Origin of the sequence: Streptomyces violaceoruber (assembly GCF_033406955.1) — a bacterium.
In the GTDB taxonomy this organism is placed as follows: Bacteria; Actinomycetota; Actinomycetes; order Streptomycetales; family Streptomycetaceae; genus Streptomyces; species Streptomyces violaceoruber.
The window spans coordinates 347,664-362,067 of the sequence record NZ_CP137734.1 but is presented as its reverse complement, the minus strand read 5'-3'; the positions used below and the strand labels follow the sequence as shown (position 1 = coordinate 362,067).

Sequence of the window (14,404 nt, the reverse complement as noted above, 5' to 3'; positions counted from 1 at the left end):
CCTCCGCCTTGCAGCTGCACGCACCAGACCCCGCTCGGGTCGGCCACAAGGCACCGTCGGCCGCGGCCGGCCTGATCCAAACGACACCCCCTAGGCGGGGTTGTCGCCGTGGGTGAGCGTCTCCCAGGCGACGAAGAGGTTGTTCGTGCCCGAGGGGCGGGTGCGCTCGGTCAGGGCCTGGGTGTTGGTCATGGCGAACCCGAGGCGGTTGTGCAGGGCGTTGTAGCCGACCTCGGTCACCGGGCCCAGGCCGAGGTCGGCCTTGCCCCCGCACAGCCAGCTCGGGACGGCCGCGCCCTGCTGGTACTTGGCCTGGAAGCCGAGCGCGTGCCGCAACCGCTCGCCGACGTCGGTGCCGTACAGGTCCTGGCCCTGGATTCGGCTGGTCTCGGCGATGTGCGAGATGGACGAGATGCCGTACCCGGTGTGGGTGAAGTCCCGGCAGGTCTCCTGGGTGAGGCCGGTGACGAAGGTGGACTGGCCCTGCCAGTACTTGACGATCTTGTCCCGGGTGTCGAGGTGCTGGCTCGGCACGGTCTTCGGCAGCTCTCCGTCGGAGTTCAGGTACACGTACGCGGCCGTGCGGGTGCGGAACCTGGCCACGGCCTTGTCGTAGGACGCCCTGTCCTCCAGGAACACGGAGATGCCGACGGCGGCCTCCGTCATCGTCAGCTCCCAGTTGCCGTTGGAGTTGGAGCCGTTGATGATCTCGGGCAGGTAGACGTCGCGGAGCATGGTGGCGAAGCGGCCCGAGTTCGCCCAGGCGCCGCCGTACGTGTACTTGATGATCTCGGCGGCCTTGGGCCAGGACGACCCGGCCCATCCGGTCTGCAGTGGCGCGTTGCTGTTGGTGTGGTCCCGGAGCACGGCGGACCAGGCGTCCATCAGTTCGATGGACTTGCGAGCGTACCTCTCGTCCCGGGTGAAGTACCAGGCCAGCGCGTTGGTGTAGGCCGCGATCGCGTCCTCGCGCTCGTCGGTGCAGCCGTAGTCGGGGTTGGAGTACGAACCGCACTCGACCACCGCGCGGGGCTTCGGGGCGCGGTTCAGGTCCGCGTACCGACTTGCCATCATCTGGTCGAAGGCGCCCTTCCAGGGCTGGGCCCCGGCGTCGACCTTGGCGCGGGCGAAGTCGAGTTGGCCCTGGGAGACGGTGACGCCGGGGTGCGTGAACGCGGCCGGTGCGGCGTCCGCGCTGGGGATGGCCGAGCCGGGCCCGGTCAGCAGGGCGCCGGTGAGTGCGGCGGTGAGGGTGGCGAGGAGGACGGCGCGGGACCGGCGGTGACGGCGCGGGGGAGCAGAGGACATGTGGGGGGTCCATCCGTTCGGGTATGTGAACGTTGAGTGTCGTTCTGAACGTCCGACTGGGCGGTGACGATAGGTAGAGACCAATGGGGCGTCAAGAGGCCACGCAGGAACACGCGGAGTTCCGGGCGGGCCGGGCTCGGCGAACACTATGAACGCAACGGCCGAAGGGGTGGCTCCGGATCCGGGGGATTCCTAACATCCCCGCTCGCAGCGCAACTTCGCGCCGGCCCGCAGCAGCACGTACAGGAGCCGCACCTTGACCACACCCCCCGCTCCCGCGCACGACACCCGGCCCACCCACCGCAGAAGCCGCCCGGCGGTGGTGGCCGCCGCGCTCGCCGCCGTCTTCCTCGGCACCCTCGGCAACGTCTCCGCCGCCCCCGCCCGAGCGGCCGGAGAGCCGCCTGCCGGACAGTCGGCGGCCGGACAGCCGTCGGTGGCCGACTGCCCGCCCGCCCTCGCCGGGAAGGCCACCTGCTACACCGGCCGGGACGCGGGCGGCGCCTACTACACGATGGCCGTGCCCCACCGCTGGAACGGATCCCTCGTGGTGCACGCCCACGGCGGCCCCGACCTCGGCGACGCCTCGGACCCGGCTCGCAGCACCGAGGACCTGGAACGCTGGGCGGTGATGGTCGACCAGGGATACGCCTGGGCCGCCTCCTCCTACCGGCGCGGCGGCTACGGGGCCCGCATGGCGGCCGCCGACACCGAGAACGTGCGCCGCCTGTTCACCGACCGGTTCGGCCGGCCCGAACACACCTACCTGCACGGCCAGTCCTGGGGCGGGAACGTCGCCGCCAAGGCCGCCGAGACCTACGGCCGGCGCCCGGGCGCCTATGACGGGGTGCTGCTGACCAACGGCGTGCTCGGCGGCGGTTCGCGCGGCTACGACTACCGCGTGGACCTGCGGGTGGTCTACCAGTACTACTGCCACAACCACCCGCGCCCGAGCGAGCCGCAGTACCCGCTGTGGCAGGGCCTGCGCCCCGGCTCCACCATGACCACCGCGGGCCTGCGCGCCCGGCTCCAGGAGTGCACGGGCTACGCCTCCGAACCGGCCGACCGGACCCGGGCGCAGCAGCGCAACCTCGACGACATCCTCGCCGTCACCGGCATCCCCGAACGCACCCTGGAATCCCATCTGCGGTTCGCCACCTTCACGTTCCGGGACATCGTGACCAACCGGCTCGGCGGGCGGAACCCCTGGAGCAACCGGGGGGTGCGCTACTCGGGTTCGCACGACGACAAGGCGCTGAACGCGGGCGTCGAGCGCTTCTCGGCCGACCCCACCGCACGGCGCGACCTGTCCTACGACAGCGACCTCACCGGCAGGGTCTCCCTGCCCGTCCTCACCCTGCACGCCGTCGACGACCCGACGGCGTTCGTGGAGCACGAGGCGGCCTACCGCGCCACGCTCCGCGGTGCCGGCCGGGACCAAGACCTCGTCCAGACCTTCACCCGGGAACACGAGCACAGCTCGCTGAGCGACTCCGAGTACGCCGCCTCGATCTCCGCGCTCGACTCCTGGGTACGCACCGGCCGCAGGCCGAACCCGCGCGCGATCGCCGCGTCCTGTGCCGCCTTCGACGCCAGGTACGCGGAGGGCTGCTTCTACGACCCCGGCTTCCACCCCGCCCCGTACGCCGCCCGGGTGCGGCCCCGGCCGGGCGGCCTCTCCTGGCCCGCCATGACGGCCGCGCAGGAGCGGGCGTGGAGCAGGATCGAGGGCGTGGGGATCGCGCCCTAGCCGCTCATGCCCAGTACCGCCCGGATCACATGGCGGGCGTTGCCGGCCATCGCGGGGTTGGTCTTCCGGTAGTACGGCAGGGCGATCAGGGCCTGGGAGAGGGTGCGGCCACGGCCGCGCCGCCAGGTCGCGTCGTCCACGCCGAGGGCCTCGCGGAAGACCTCCCGCGCGCCGGACGGCAGCAGATTCCACGCCGGGAAGAGGTCGCAGGCCGGATCGCCCACCCCCATGCACCCGAAGTCGATCACCGCGGACAGCCTGCCTCCGCTCACCAGCAGGTTGCCCGGCATCAGGTCCGCGTGCAGCCAGCCGGGCGGCCCCTCCCAGGCCGGTGCGCGCAGCGCGTCCTGCCACACGGCGGCCAGCGCGTCGCAGTCGACGTCCTCTTCGGAGAGGGCGCGCAGTTCGTCGAGCGCGGCCCGCGTCGGCGCGTCGAGCGTGGTGAGCGGCCCACCGCGGTACGCCTTCGGCGCGTCGGACGGGGAGATGCCGCGCATCGCCGCCACGAAGGCGGCCAGATCCTCCGCTAGCCGCACGGGATCGGTCAGCGCTCCGGCCTCGGGGTGCTCCCCGGGCAGCCACCGGTAGACCGACCAGGGCCACGGGTACCCGTCGCCAGGCGCGCCTTCCCCGAGCACCTCGGGCACCGGGGTGGGCAGCAGGGGCGACAGCCGCGGCAGCCACGCCCGCTCCGTCGCCACGTCCGCCGCGCCGCCCTCGATCAGCGGCAGCCGTACGACCATGTCCTCGCCCAGCCGGTACATCGCGTTGACCGTGCCCCCGGAGGGGAAGCGTTCCAGGGGCAGGCCCGACCACCGCGGGAACTGCCCGTCGACCAGGCTCCGTACCAGACGGTCGTCGACGCGGCACCGGTCCGGATGCGTCTGCCCTGAACTCATGGCCCTCATCCGACCCTTCGGCGCGGACCGCCGTCAAACGCTTTCCCGGCCGAGCGCCAGTGCCCCGCCCGCCGCCGTCCCCGCCGCCAACGCCAGCGTGCCCGGCAGGGACCAGGCGGCCAGGGGGCCGGCGACGGCCACGCCCAGGGCGAACGCGGTGATCTTGAGGCTCGCCCCGGTGGTGAAGACCTGGCCCCGCAGGTGCTCCGGGGTCTCCCGGTGGCGTACCGCGAAGAGCGCGGTGAGCTGAGGGCCCTCGCCGATGCCGAGGACGAGCACGGCGGCCACCAGCGCCACCGGCCGGCCCGTCGCCGCCAGCAGCAGCGCGCCCGCCTGGACCAGGGCACCCGCCCGGACGACCGTGTCGGGGGCGACGGTGAGCGGGCGCCGTGCGAGAACGGCGTTGGCGGCCAGGGCGGACACCGCCGCGCCGGAGAAGAGCAGGACGCCGCGCCCGGCCGTGCCGAGCCACTGGGCGCCGATGAGCGGGACACAGGCCGCCAGCATGCCCTGGGCGGCGCAGGAGGCGACCGAGGTGAGGGTCGCCCGGGCCAGGAGCGGGCGCCGCAGGACGACCCGGAACCCGGCGGCGAGGGCGCCCGCCACCGGGGCCGACCGGGTGCCCCGGTCACGGACGGGGCCCGCGGGCAACCGCCACGCGGCGGGCACGGCCGCCGTGATCAGTGCCGCGGCGAGTGCGAGCGCCGTGGAGGCTCCCAGCAGCTCTGCCACGCCCCCGGCCAGGGCCGGACCCGCCAGGCTCGCCACGCCGAAGGTCATCGCGTCCAGCGCGTTGGCCCGGGACAGCCGCGCGTCCGCCGCCACGCGGGGGAGTTGGGCGGTCCAGCCCCCCGACAGTGCCGGGCCCAGCAGCCCCGTGAGCACCGCGAGCGGGAGGGTGCAGACCATGGGGAGTCGGCCGAGCCCGGCGAGGATCACCATCAGCCCCGTCGCGTACAGCGCGAGCGCGCCCGCCAGCAGGCGCCCCGGTCGCCCCGCCCGGTCCAGCAGCGCCCCGAGCACTGGTCCGCCGACCGCGGCGGAGACCGTGATGCCCGCCAGCAGTGTCGACGCGTCGGTCGTCGAACCGGTGACGGCGAGGCCCGCCAGCAGCAGCGCCGGTCCGGACATCTCGTCCCCGGCGCGCGCGGCCGTCGCCGCGGTCAGGTAGGAGCGTAGTGAGTAACCCTTCGGCACCGGGAAGACGTTACGGAGGTAACTCAAAACTCCGCAATATGCGTTACATTCGGCTCGTGCCCCTTTCTCACGGCGTCGATGCCGATGCCGACGTCCACGACCCCGACTGGTCCACGAGGCACTCCGTGCTGGCCACGGCGCGGCGCACCGCCGCCCTCGTCAACGTGCTCGCCGCGGGCCCTTCGGATGCCGGCGGAGGTCCGGTCCCCGGCGCGGTCGCCGAGGTGCTGCGTGCCTACGGCGAGAAAGAGCCCCTCGACCTCACCGCCCGTGACGTGGAGGGGATGCGCGAGGCCGCCACCCTGCTGCGGGACGTCTTCGCGGCGGAGTCCGCCGACGCCGCCGCGCACGTCCTGAACCGCCTCCTCGGCGCACACACCGGCCGCCTGCGCCTGACGTCCCACGGGGGCGGAACTCCTTGGCACCCGCACCTCGACCGTGACGACGACGCACCGTGGCCGGAATGGTTCCTCGCCTCGTCCTGCCTGGCGTTGACGGTCCTGGTCTGGGACCACCAACGCCCACCCGGCAGGATCTGCGCCTCCGGCAGCTGCCCGGACGTCTTCATCACCCGGGGCAGCGGTCCGGAGCGCCGCTACTGCTCACGTCGCTGTGCGACGCGGGAGCGGGTCGCGGCGCACCGGCGCCGGGCCGACGGGTGATCAGACGCCGAACTCCGAGGGCGGGATGTTCAGCGCGGTGCACGCCTCGCGGATCGCGTACTGCTCGGACGGCTCGAAGGACCCGTCGGCCCCGGCGACCACCATGCCGGTCTGCACGACCGCACGGGCCTCCGCCGGCTTCTTGGCGGCCTTGGCGATCACCTGGAGGGCCTCGGCCTTCCCCTGCTCGAAGTTGGCGAGGAGCCGGTCCACATGCTGGTTGAACCGCTGGCGGAGCTGGTCCGCCGGGAAGTTCTGCAGCACCTCGTTGGAGACGATCAGCTCCTCCACACGCTGCCGCTCCGCCGGCTCCACCTGGCCGTCCGCGGCGGCCACCAGCGCGCACATGGCCATACTGGCGTCCCGGTAGGCGCCGCTCTTCAGCTCGTTCTTGGCCGAGGCGAGCTGGGACTTGAACATCCCGATCAGCTGAGTCTTGGAACCGCCGGAGGACGAGCCCGGCCTGCCGCCCCCCGCGGGCCCGTGCGACCCCTGGCCGGATCCGCTCGCTCCCCGAGTGCCCTGGGACTGCTGGAACGTCTTGGCCTGGTCCTTGATCTTGTCCCACATCGCCACTCGTGCCACCTCGGCTTCTGTCGCTGTCCATCGGTCTGTCCTCGGCCGCGATTTCCCGCGGTCACCACGATGAACGCGGCCGGGAACCACAGGGTTCCCGATGGGCAAAGAAAAGGCAAAGCACCTGGTGGTGTCGTAGTACGCTGCGCCACCGGGGAGTTCGTCGACGGATCGGATCGGTGGGGCGCGCGGTGTGGTCGCGGGAGGTCGGCTGGTTCGTCGCGATCGGTGTCGCGTCGACCGCGGGCCAGGCGCTCCTCTACTGGGGGCTGCGCCCGTGGTCGCCCCCGGCGGTCGCCAACCTGGTCTCGCTCCTCGTCCTGACGGTGCTGAACACCGAGGCGAACCGGCGGCTGACGTTCCGGCACGCCGCCACGACGCCGGCCCGCGCACACCTCGGAGCGGGCGGCCTCTTCCTGCTCGGCTACCTGGTCACCTCCGGTGCCGTGCTGTGGTTCACGCACCTGCGGCCCGACGCCTCCCCCGCCGCCGAGACCGCGGTCCTCGCCACCACGTCCGTCGCCGTCACCGTCGTACGCTTCGTCGTCCTGCGGCTGGCCGTCTTCCGCACCGCGCGTCAGGACACGCCCTAGGTGCCGAAGCGGCCGCACGAGACCTCCCGGCGTCGTCGGGCGAGCCGCTGAACTGCTTGGTCACCCGCGGGTGCCCCAGTCACTGAAAAGTGCGTTCTTCCATGTCAGCGGTCACTCTCTTACGGTTCCCGGGTAACCACAAGAGAGCAAAGGCAAGGAGAACCGACGTTATGGCCATCACCCTGGTGAACCCCGGCGGGCTGCCCGAGATCGACGTCTACCGACAGGTGTCGATCGCGTCCGGATCGAAGCTGGTCTTCGTCGCCGGGCAGGTCGCCTGGGACGCCGACGGCGTCACGGTCGGCGAGGGAGACCTGGCCGCGCAGACCGAGCAGTGCTACCTCAACGTCGCCACCGCGCTGGCGGCGGTCGGTGCCTCCTTCGCGGACGTGGCCAAGCTGAACGTCCACGTCGCCGACTGGACGCCCGACAAGATGCCCCTGCTGCTGGCGGGCATCGAACGGGCGGCCGCGAAGCTGGGGGTGACCCCGGCCGCACCGGCCACCCTGCTGGGCGTCGCGGCGCTGGACGTGCCCGAGCACCTGGTCGAGGTCGAGGCCACCGCCGTCCTCGGCTGACCCCTCCTAGCCGTGCACGACCCGGTCGAGGAGGCTCTGCAGGTACAGGCCGCGTCCGGCGTCGACCTGCGTCGGCGTACGGGTGCGGACGGCCGTGGCGAAGTCGCGGCGCAGGACGGGCCAGCACTCCTCGTGGTCGAGTCCGGCCGTGTCGTAGACCAGGGGCCGGCCGGCGCCGAAGAGTTCGACGCGGGTCAGTGCGCGGGGGACGGCCACGGAACCGGACAGCGAGGCCTGGCTCACGGCACCGTTCTCGTGCTCGCAGGTCAGCTCCACCCAGCGGCGCGGGTCGCCCGTGGCGCGGACGGCGGCGACCGGGCCGACCGCGGCGTCCAGCAGGTCGAGCAGATGGGGGCCGAGGTCGAGCAGGGCGCCGTGCTCCAGACGCCAGCCGGTGGCGAACTCCCCTCCCAGGAAGGCGCCGTGAAGGTAGCAGGAGCGCGCCCCGACCGCCTCGAAGGAGCGGGCGGCTTCGAGGAAGGCCCGGGTGGCCGGGTGGTAGCGCTTGGTCAGGACGAGCTGGGAGACGACCCCGTGCTCGGCGACCGCGTCGGCCACCCGGCGGGCCGCGGCCAGATCGGGGCCGAGCGGCTTCTCCAGCAGCAGGTCCTTGCCCCGCTTCGCCGCCAGCGGCGCCAGCTCGGCCTGGACGGCGGGCGGCACGGCGAACGCCACGGCCTCGCAGTGGTCCAGCAACTCCTCGAAGTCGGCGGCGACATGAGCGCCGTAGGGTGCGGCGGTCTCGCGGGCGGCCTCGGTACGGCGGGCCCACACCGCGGCGAGCCGGGTCTCCGGCCCGGCGGCGAGCACCCGGGCGTGCATGGCGCGGGCCCACGGGCCGGCACCCACGAGCCCGACCTCGACGGGCCGGTCGGTCCAGGGTGCGGGGTCAGCGGTCACGGCGTTCCTGTCTGCGAAGGTCTCCCGGCGATCGGCCGGGAACGGCGGGAGGCGGTCATGAGGCGAGGCGGTCATGAGGCGAGGCGTTCCAGCCGGGCGTCGGCGCCGGCGGGGGAGTAGAGGTGCTCCACGACCATGGCGGCGGCCCCGACGAGGCCCGCGTGGTCGCCGAGCCGCGAGGTGACGACCTGGAGGTTGGCGGTCGCGCGGGGCATCGCCCGCTGGTAGACCAACTCCCGCACTCCGGTGAGGAAGGGCACCCCGGCCAGCTCTCCGGCGATCATGAGGACCCCGGGATTGAGCAGGGTCACGACGGTCACCAGGACCTCGCCCACCCGCCGTCCCGCCTCGCGGGCCAGCCGGACCGCGTCCGGGTGCCCCTCGTTGAGCAGCCGCCTGACATCGCGTCCGGAGGCGGTGTCGTGGCCGAGGGCGGCCAGTTCCCCGGCGATCGCCCGGCCGCTCGCCACGGCCGCGAGACAGCCGTGGGAGCCGCACATGCACAGCGCGTCGGACCGGTCGTGCAGGCGGATGTGCCCGATGTCGCCCGCCCCGCCGTCGATGCCGCGGTAGAGGCGGTCCCCGATGACGACCCCGGCGCCGATGCCGGTGGACACCTTCAGGAGCACGAAGGAGGCGCAGTCGCGGTGGTTGGCCTGGTGTTCGGCCAGGGCCATGAGGTTGGCGTCGTTGTCCACGAGGACCGGTACGGCCTCGGCGGCCGCCGGGTCCAGGCCCAGGCGGGACGCGTACGCCTCCTGGAGCCGCTCCCGGATGGGGTAGCGGTCCCAGCCGGGCATGATGGGCGGCTCGATCACCTGCCCGGACTCCCAGTCGACCGGACCGGGCACGGACAGGCCGATGCCCGCCACGTGGGACGCCGGGACGCCGGCCGCGGCGATCAGGTCGGGGAACCAGTCGGCCAGCCCTTCCAGGACGCGGTCGGGGCCCGCGCCGACGTCCATCGGACCGGTGTGCTCGGCCAGGATGGTGCCGGCCAGGTCGAGCACCGCGGCGCGGGCGTGCCGGGTCTCCAGGTCGAAGGCGATGACCGAGGCGTGGCCGGGGTCGAAGGCGATCCGGTGCGAGGGGCGTCCGCCGGTGGAGGTGCCGGTGCTGTGGCGCAGCCACCCGGCACGGTTGAGCAGGTCGAGGCGCTGTCCGACGGTGGAGCGGGACAGGCCGGTGGCCTGCTGGAGGTCGGCCCGCGTGTTGGCGCGGCCGCTGCGGATCAGGTGCAGCAGTTCGCCGGCGCTGGCCTGACTTGACGTCATCATGGTGTCCCCCACGGCTCAACTCTTGTCGGCGCCGCTGGTCAGCCCCTCGGTGAGCAGGCGTTCGGCGGCGAAGAACAGAAGTACCACGGGGATCGTGAGCACCACGGAACCGGCCATGAGGACGGTCTTGGGCACCTCGATGCCGTTGGACAGCTGGGCCAGGCCCAGGGACACGGTCCACTGGCCCGGGTCGGCGGCCAGGAACAGCAGCGCGAAGAGGAACTCGTTCCAGGCGATCATGAAGACGTACAGACCCGTCGCCATGAGGGAGGGCAGGGCCAGCGGCAGGATCACCTTGCGCACTGTCTGGAGCCGGGAGCAGCCGTCGAGCGCCGCCGCCTCCTCGATGGAGGCGGGGATGGTGACGAGGTAGTTCTTCAGCATGTAGATCGACACCGGCACGGTCTGCGCGACGTACACGATGGCGAGACCGACCAGGCTGGAGGAGAGGCCGATCTTCGCGAAGATCACGAAGAGCGGCACGGCCAGCAGCGTCGCCGGGAACAGGTAGACGGCCAGGAAGAGGGCGCTGACCTGGCGGTGGCCGAAGAACTTCAGCCGGCTCACCGCATAGGCGCCGGGCACGGCGGCCACCAGGGTCAACACCACCGTGCCGAGGGAGACCAGCGCGGAGTTGAGCAGGAACCTCAGGAAGCCCTGGCCGCCGTCGTCGGTGGAACGCAGCACGTCCCGGTAGGTGGAGAGGGTGAAGTCCTTGGCCGAGATCCACAGCGAGCCGGGGTCGAGCAGCAGCGCGTCGATGGGCTTCAGCGACAGCAGCACCATGTAGTAGAACGGCAGGAGGGTGATCACGGCGAGGAACGCGATGACGATCCAGCGCGCGACGCCGAAGAACCTCTCCTCGAACCGGGCCCGGCTCAGGGCCGTCTTGCCACTCACGCTTCCTCCTGGACCTTGTTGCCGAAGAACTTGAAGTAGAAGCCCAGCAGGATCATCAGCGAGAGGGCCAGGACGAGCGCCTGCGCGGCCGCCGCTCCCACGTCGTAGCGGGCGGTGAGGAAGTCGTAGACGCGCACGGCGGCCACGTCGGTCCCGGCGCCGCCGCCGGTGAGCAGGTAGACGTCGTCGAACTTGTTGAACGTCATGATGAAGCGCAGCACGCACAGCAGCGCGATCACCGGCATCAGCTGCGGCAGCAGCACGTGCCGGAACCGCTGGGTCGGCGTGGCGCCGTCGACCAGCGCGGCCTCCTCCAGCGTGTCGGGCACCGCCTGCAACCGCGCCAGGATGAACAGGAAGGCGAAGGGGAAGTACCGCCAGCACTCGAAGACGATGACCGTCAGCAGCGCCAGCGGGATGTCGAAGTGCAGTCCGAGCAGATCGACCTCGTACTGACGGGTCGACAGGAAGGCGATCGGGTCGTCCCAGCCGAACAGCCGCCGGCCCCAGTCGTTGACGACGCCGTACTGCGGGCTGAGCGCGACCTCCCAGACGAAGGCCACGGCGACGACCGGCGCCACGTACGGCAGCAGCATCGCCGCGCGCAGCAGCCCGCGCCCCCTGAACGGCTTGCGCAGGGCGAGCGCGGCGACCAGGCCGAGGACGACGGAGCCGAGCGTGGCGCCCGCCGTGTACAGCAGGGTGGTGCCGAGGCTGGACCAGAAGCCGGCCGAGTCGAAGACCTGCGAGAAGTTGTCCAGGGACCAGTTGCCGAACAGGCCCATGCCCTGGATGTCGACGAGCCTGGCCTTCTGGAAGGCCAGCAGCACGGTCCACGCGATGGGCAGCACGACCACCACGAGGACGACGAGGAAGGTGGGGGAGACGAACGCGAGTCCCGCGCGGTTGGCGCGCCGGCTCGCGGTGAGCGGGCGGCGGCCCGGGGCGGGGGACCGGTCCCCGGACGGGTCCGTGGACCGGCGGCTGGTGTCCCGGCGCTGCGGCGCGCCGGCGGGGGCTGTGGGCATGAGAGACCTTCGTGATGTGCAGGCGGCGGGCGGCTACTGAAGGGACTTCCTGAGTGCGGCGACCTCTTCGTCGGCGTCGCGCGCCGCCTCGGACGGTGAGCTCTGACCGCTGGTCATGGCGCCGATGGCCTTGGGGACGGGCAGTTCGCCGTTGGTGGCGCCGACGAGTGCTCCCTCGCCCTGGGTGATGCCCCAGCGGCGCATGTTGCTGACCCCGTCGGCGAGCTGGTCCAGCAGGGACGTGGGGAAGACCTCGTCCAGCGGCTTGCGGGTGTCCACGCCGATGTCGCTGTGCCGCCAGGCGTCCAGGTAGCGCTCGGGCTCGGCGGCCGTGCCCTTGCGCACCGGGATCTTGCCCTCGGGTGCCATGCCGAACCAGGACTCGTAGCCGGTGCCCATCATGTACTCGATGAACTCGCGGGACGCCGCCGTCTCGGCCGTCTTGGTGGTGACCCACGACGTGATCTCGCCGAACTGGGCCGCCTCGTCGGCGTCGGGGCCCTGCATGGCGGTGACGATGCCGCTGTGGTCCGACAGGTACCGCGGGTCCTTCGCGCACTGGGGGCAGCTGGGCAGGGCGTCCTTGCGCAGTCCGGCGAGTTCGTCGAGCAGGAACGAGGACCAGATGACCATGGAGGACCGGCCCGCGAAGTAGGTGGCGCGGGTGGAGTCCACGGTCTGGGTGCCCGGGGCGCCGTAGGTGCGGGCCAGCCGGTCGTAGGTGCGGAAGGCCTCCTGGCAGCGCGGGGAGTCGAGGGCGACCTCGTGCCGGTCGTCGACCAGTTGGCAGTCGTTGGCCAGGGCGAGGCTCTCGAAGCTCTGGGAGGTGAAGGCGTCGCTGGGGTCGGTGGCCGCCGAGATGCCGTCGTGGCCCTCGGTGGTGAGCGCCTTGGCGGCGGCCAGCGCCTTCGCGTACGTGGTGGGAGCGGGCAGGCTCTTTTGGCCGAACTGGTCCTTGCGGTAGACCAGCAGCTGGAGCCAGGCGTCGGAGGGCACGCCCAGGCTGGTGCCGCCGTCGGAGGTCAGCTCCAGCGCGTTGGCGTTGAAGGTGTCGCGCCCCAGCCCGTCGACGATCCGCTTCGGGATGTCGGTGTTCAGCAGGCCGTTGCTGTACATCTGCCAGACCTGGCCCATGGGGGCGGCGCCGATGACGTCGGGCAGGGTGCCCGAGGCCGCCGCCGACATGATGAGCTGCGGCATCTGCTTCTCGTCGACCCCGACGAGTTTCACCTTGACGCCGGTCTTCTTCTCGAACCCGTCGATGACCTTCTGCGTCGCGGCGACGCGGTCGGGCAGGTTCTCCTGCGACCAGACCGTGATCTCACGGTCCGGCCTGCCGGGCCCGGTGCTGCTCGCGCAGCCCGAGAGCAGCCCGATTCCCAGGGCTGCCGTGACGCCGACCGCGATCGTCCTCGACCGCAGGGTCCTGATGCGCATTGAGTGTCCTCGTTCCGGCTTACGTCTGCTCGCCACGCATCACAGCATCACTTTTGCTTGTTGACAAGACGTAAGTTGCGGATATTGTCGACGCAACAGCATCAGCAACCCTTCCGGAGCCGTCCGTGTCATCCGTGCCGCCCGTGCCGTCCGTGCCGTCCGTGCCGTCCGTGCCGCCCGTGCCGCCCGTGCCGCCCGTACCGTCGGTGTCGTCCGTGCCGCCCGCGTCGTCCGTGGAGCGCGTCGTCCAGTTCACCGGGCCCCGCCAGGTGGAGGTGGCCGAGCACACCAGGGCCGCGCTGCCACCCGGCCACCTGCGGGTCCGCACCCGCTACTCGGGCATCTCGGCCGGCACCGAGCTGACCGCCTACCGCGGCACCAACCCGTACCTGACCCGGACCTGGGACCCCGGGGCACGCCTCTTCCGCGACGGCGCGCCCGGCATCGAGTACCCGGTGGCCGGCTGGGGCTACTCCGAGGTCGGAGAGGTCGTCGAGGTCTCCCCGGAGCTGGCCGGCACCCCGGGCCTGCCGGTCCCCGGCGACCTGGTGTGGGGCATCTGGGGCCACCGCAGCGAGGGCATCGTCCCCGCCGAGCGCATGGTCGGCCACACCCTGCCGGCCGGTCTGGAACCGCTGGCCGGTGCCTTCGCCCGGGTCGGCGCCATCGCGTACAACGCGGTCCTGGCCGGTGACATCCACCTCGGCGAGGACGTCGCCGTGTTCGGGCAGGGCGTCATCGGCCTGCTCACCACCCGGCTCGCCCGGCTCAGCGGCGCCCGCGTCACCGCCGTCGACGCCCTCGACGGCCGCCTGGAGACCGCGAAGCACTACGGCGCCCGGCACACCCTCAACGCCCGCACCGACGCCGTCGCCGAACGCGTCCGCGAGGCCACCGGCGGCCTCGGCGCCGACCTCGCCATCGAGATCAGCGGCGCCTATCCGGCCCTGCACGAGGCACTGCGCTCGGTCGCGGCCGGGGGCCGGGTGGTGGCCTCCGGCTTCTACCAGGGCGACGGCATCGGCCTGCGCCTCGGCGACGAGTTCCACCACAACCGGGTCCAGCTGATCTGCTCCCAGATCGGCGGCGTCCCGCCCCAGCTGTCGAACCGCTGGAGTGTCGAGCGCCTCCAGCAGACCTTCCTGCGCCTGGTCGCCGAGGGCCAGGTGGACGTCGACTCCCTGGTGAGCCACGTCGTCCCCGTCGCCGACGCGGCCGACGCCTACGTCCTGCTGGACGAGCGGCCCGCCGAGGCGCTGCAGGTCGTCCTGGAATTCTGAGAGCCCCGAAAGGCAGAGG

Annotated in this window: 14 protein-coding genes; 5 read left to right on the top strand and 9 right to left on the bottom strand. The window is 72.4% G+C overall.

Annotated elements, in window-relative coordinates; translation table 11 throughout:
* Positions 1-90: 90 nt before the first annotated feature.
* Positions 91-1,308 (bottom strand): alginate lyase family protein, encoded by a 1,218-nt coding sequence (locus tag R2E43_RS01765; RefSeq protein WP_265701374.1) that lies wholly within the window; start codon positions 1,306-1,308, stop codon positions 91-93.
* Positions 1,309-1,564: 256 nt separating this feature from the next.
* Here R2E43_RS01765 and R2E43_RS01760 point away from each other — a divergent pair, with 256 nt between their 5' ends.
* Complete coding sequence (locus R2E43_RS01760; protein ID WP_093457667.1) at positions 1,565-3,058, top strand: alpha/beta hydrolase family protein; 1,494 nt, start codon at positions 1,565-1,567, stop codon at positions 3,056-3,058.
* Here R2E43_RS01760 and R2E43_RS01755 read toward each other — a convergent pair.
* Both R2E43_RS01755 and R2E43_RS01750 read right to left on the bottom strand, forming a co-directional pair.
* Positions 3,055-3,957: an aminoglycoside phosphotransferase family protein gene (locus R2E43_RS01755; RefSeq protein WP_136208964.1), complete on the bottom strand. Its 903-nt coding sequence runs from the start codon at positions 3,955-3,957 to the stop codon at positions 3,055-3,057. The genes R2E43_RS01760 and R2E43_RS01755 overlap by 4 nt on opposite strands.
* Before the next feature lie 33 nt (positions 3,958-3,990).
* Positions 3,991-5,154 carry an MFS transporter gene (locus R2E43_RS01750; RefSeq protein ID WP_093457668.1) on the bottom strand — a complete coding sequence of 388 codons (1,164 nt, stop codon included), beginning with the start codon at positions 5,152-5,154 and terminating at the stop codon, positions 3,991-3,993.
* Between the two features lie 38 nt (positions 5,155-5,192).
* Here R2E43_RS01750 and R2E43_RS01745 point away from each other — a divergent pair, with 38 nt between their 5' ends.
* On the top strand, positions 5,193-5,816 hold the full coding sequence (locus R2E43_RS01745) for a CGNR zinc finger domain-containing protein (protein ID WP_093457669.1): 624 nt from the start codon (positions 5,193-5,195) through the stop codon (positions 5,814-5,816).
* Here the strand turns inward: R2E43_RS01745 and R2E43_RS01740 are convergent, their stop codons facing one another.
* Complete coding sequence (locus tag R2E43_RS01740) at positions 5,817-6,392, bottom strand: tellurite resistance TerB family protein (protein WP_106518345.1); 576 nt, start codon at positions 6,390-6,392, stop codon at positions 5,817-5,819.
* A gap of 179 nt (positions 6,393-6,571) precedes the next feature.
* Between R2E43_RS01740 and R2E43_RS01735 the strand changes: the two genes are divergently transcribed.
* Both R2E43_RS01735 and R2E43_RS01730 read left to right on the top strand, forming a co-directional pair.
* Positions 6,572-6,985, top strand: a complete 414-nt coding sequence (locus tag R2E43_RS01735; protein ID WP_231909031.1) for a GtrA family protein — start codon at positions 6,572-6,574, stop codon at positions 6,983-6,985.
* 170 nt (positions 6,986-7,155) lie between these two features.
* The gene (locus R2E43_RS01730) at positions 7,156-7,563 is read left to right on the top strand and encodes a RidA family protein (RefSeq protein WP_332055836.1); all 408 of its coding nucleotides are present in this window, start codon (positions 7,156-7,158) and stop codon (positions 7,561-7,563) included.
* Between the two features lie 6 nt (positions 7,564-7,569).
* On the opposite strand, the gene R2E43_RS01725 is transcribed toward R2E43_RS01730, so the two are convergent.
* From R2E43_RS01725 to R2E43_RS01705, 5 genes are all read right to left on the bottom strand, one after another.
* Entirely contained in the window at positions 7,570-8,463 is an 894-nt protein-coding gene (locus tag R2E43_RS01725; RefSeq protein WP_038535503.1) for a Gfo/Idh/MocA family protein, read from the bottom strand.
* 71 nt (positions 8,464-8,534) lie between these two features.
* Entirely contained in the window at positions 8,535-9,737 is a 1,203-nt protein-coding gene (locus R2E43_RS01720) for an ROK family transcriptional regulator (RefSeq protein WP_166680904.1), read from the bottom strand.
* An 18-nt stretch (positions 9,738-9,755) separates the two neighbouring features.
* Complete coding sequence (locus tag R2E43_RS01715) at positions 9,756-10,640, bottom strand: carbohydrate ABC transporter permease (protein WP_332055835.1); 885 nt, start codon at positions 10,638-10,640, stop codon at positions 9,756-9,758.
* Positions 10,637-11,668: a carbohydrate ABC transporter permease gene (locus R2E43_RS01710; protein WP_319119816.1), complete on the bottom strand. Its 1,032-nt coding sequence runs from the start codon at positions 11,666-11,668 to the stop codon at positions 10,637-10,639. The genes R2E43_RS01715 and R2E43_RS01710 overlap by 4 nt, the downstream gene beginning before the upstream one ends.
* A gap of 33 nt (positions 11,669-11,701) precedes the next feature.
* Positions 11,702-13,105: an ABC transporter substrate-binding protein gene (locus R2E43_RS01705; RefSeq protein WP_191850333.1), complete on the bottom strand. Its 1,404-nt coding sequence runs from the start codon at positions 13,103-13,105 to the stop codon at positions 11,702-11,704.
* A 233-nt stretch (positions 13,106-13,338) separates the two neighbouring features.
* On the opposite strand from R2E43_RS01705, the gene R2E43_RS01700 reads away from it, so the two are divergent.
* Positions 13,339-14,385 (top strand): zinc-dependent alcohol dehydrogenase, encoded by a 1,047-nt coding sequence (locus R2E43_RS01700; protein ID WP_161270609.1) that lies wholly within the window; start codon positions 13,339-13,341, stop codon positions 14,383-14,385.
* Positions 14,386-14,404 lie beyond the last annotated feature (19 nt).

Bases quoted from the DNA above. Each gene is read 5' to 3' on its own strand.
- R2E43_RS01765 (WP_265701374.1), bottom strand. From the start codon at position 1,308: ATGTCCTCTGCTCCCCCGCGCCGTCACCGCCGGTCCCGCGCCGTCCTC.
- R2E43_RS01755 (WP_136208964.1), bottom strand. From the start codon at position 3,957: ATGAGTTCAGGGCAGACGCATCCGGACCGGTGCCGCGTCGACGACCGT.
- R2E43_RS01745 (WP_093457669.1), top strand. From the start codon at position 5,193: ATGCGTTACATTCGGCTCGTGCCCCTTTCTCACGGCGTCGATGCCGAT.
- R2E43_RS01730 (WP_332055836.1), top strand. From the start codon at position 7,156: ATGGCCATCACCCTGGTGAACCCCGGCGGGCTGCCCGAGATCGACGTC.
- R2E43_RS01720 (WP_166680904.1), bottom strand. From the start codon at position 9,737: ATGACGTCAAGTCAGGCCAGCGCCGGCGAACTGCTGCACCTGATCCGC.
- R2E43_RS01710 (WP_319119816.1), bottom strand. From the start codon at position 11,668: ATGCCCACAGCCCCCGCCGGCGCGCCGCAGCGCCGGGACACCAGCCGC.
- R2E43_RS01705 (WP_191850333.1), bottom strand. From the start codon at position 13,105: ATGCGCATCAGGACCCTGCGGTCGAGGACGATCGCGGTCGGCGTCACG.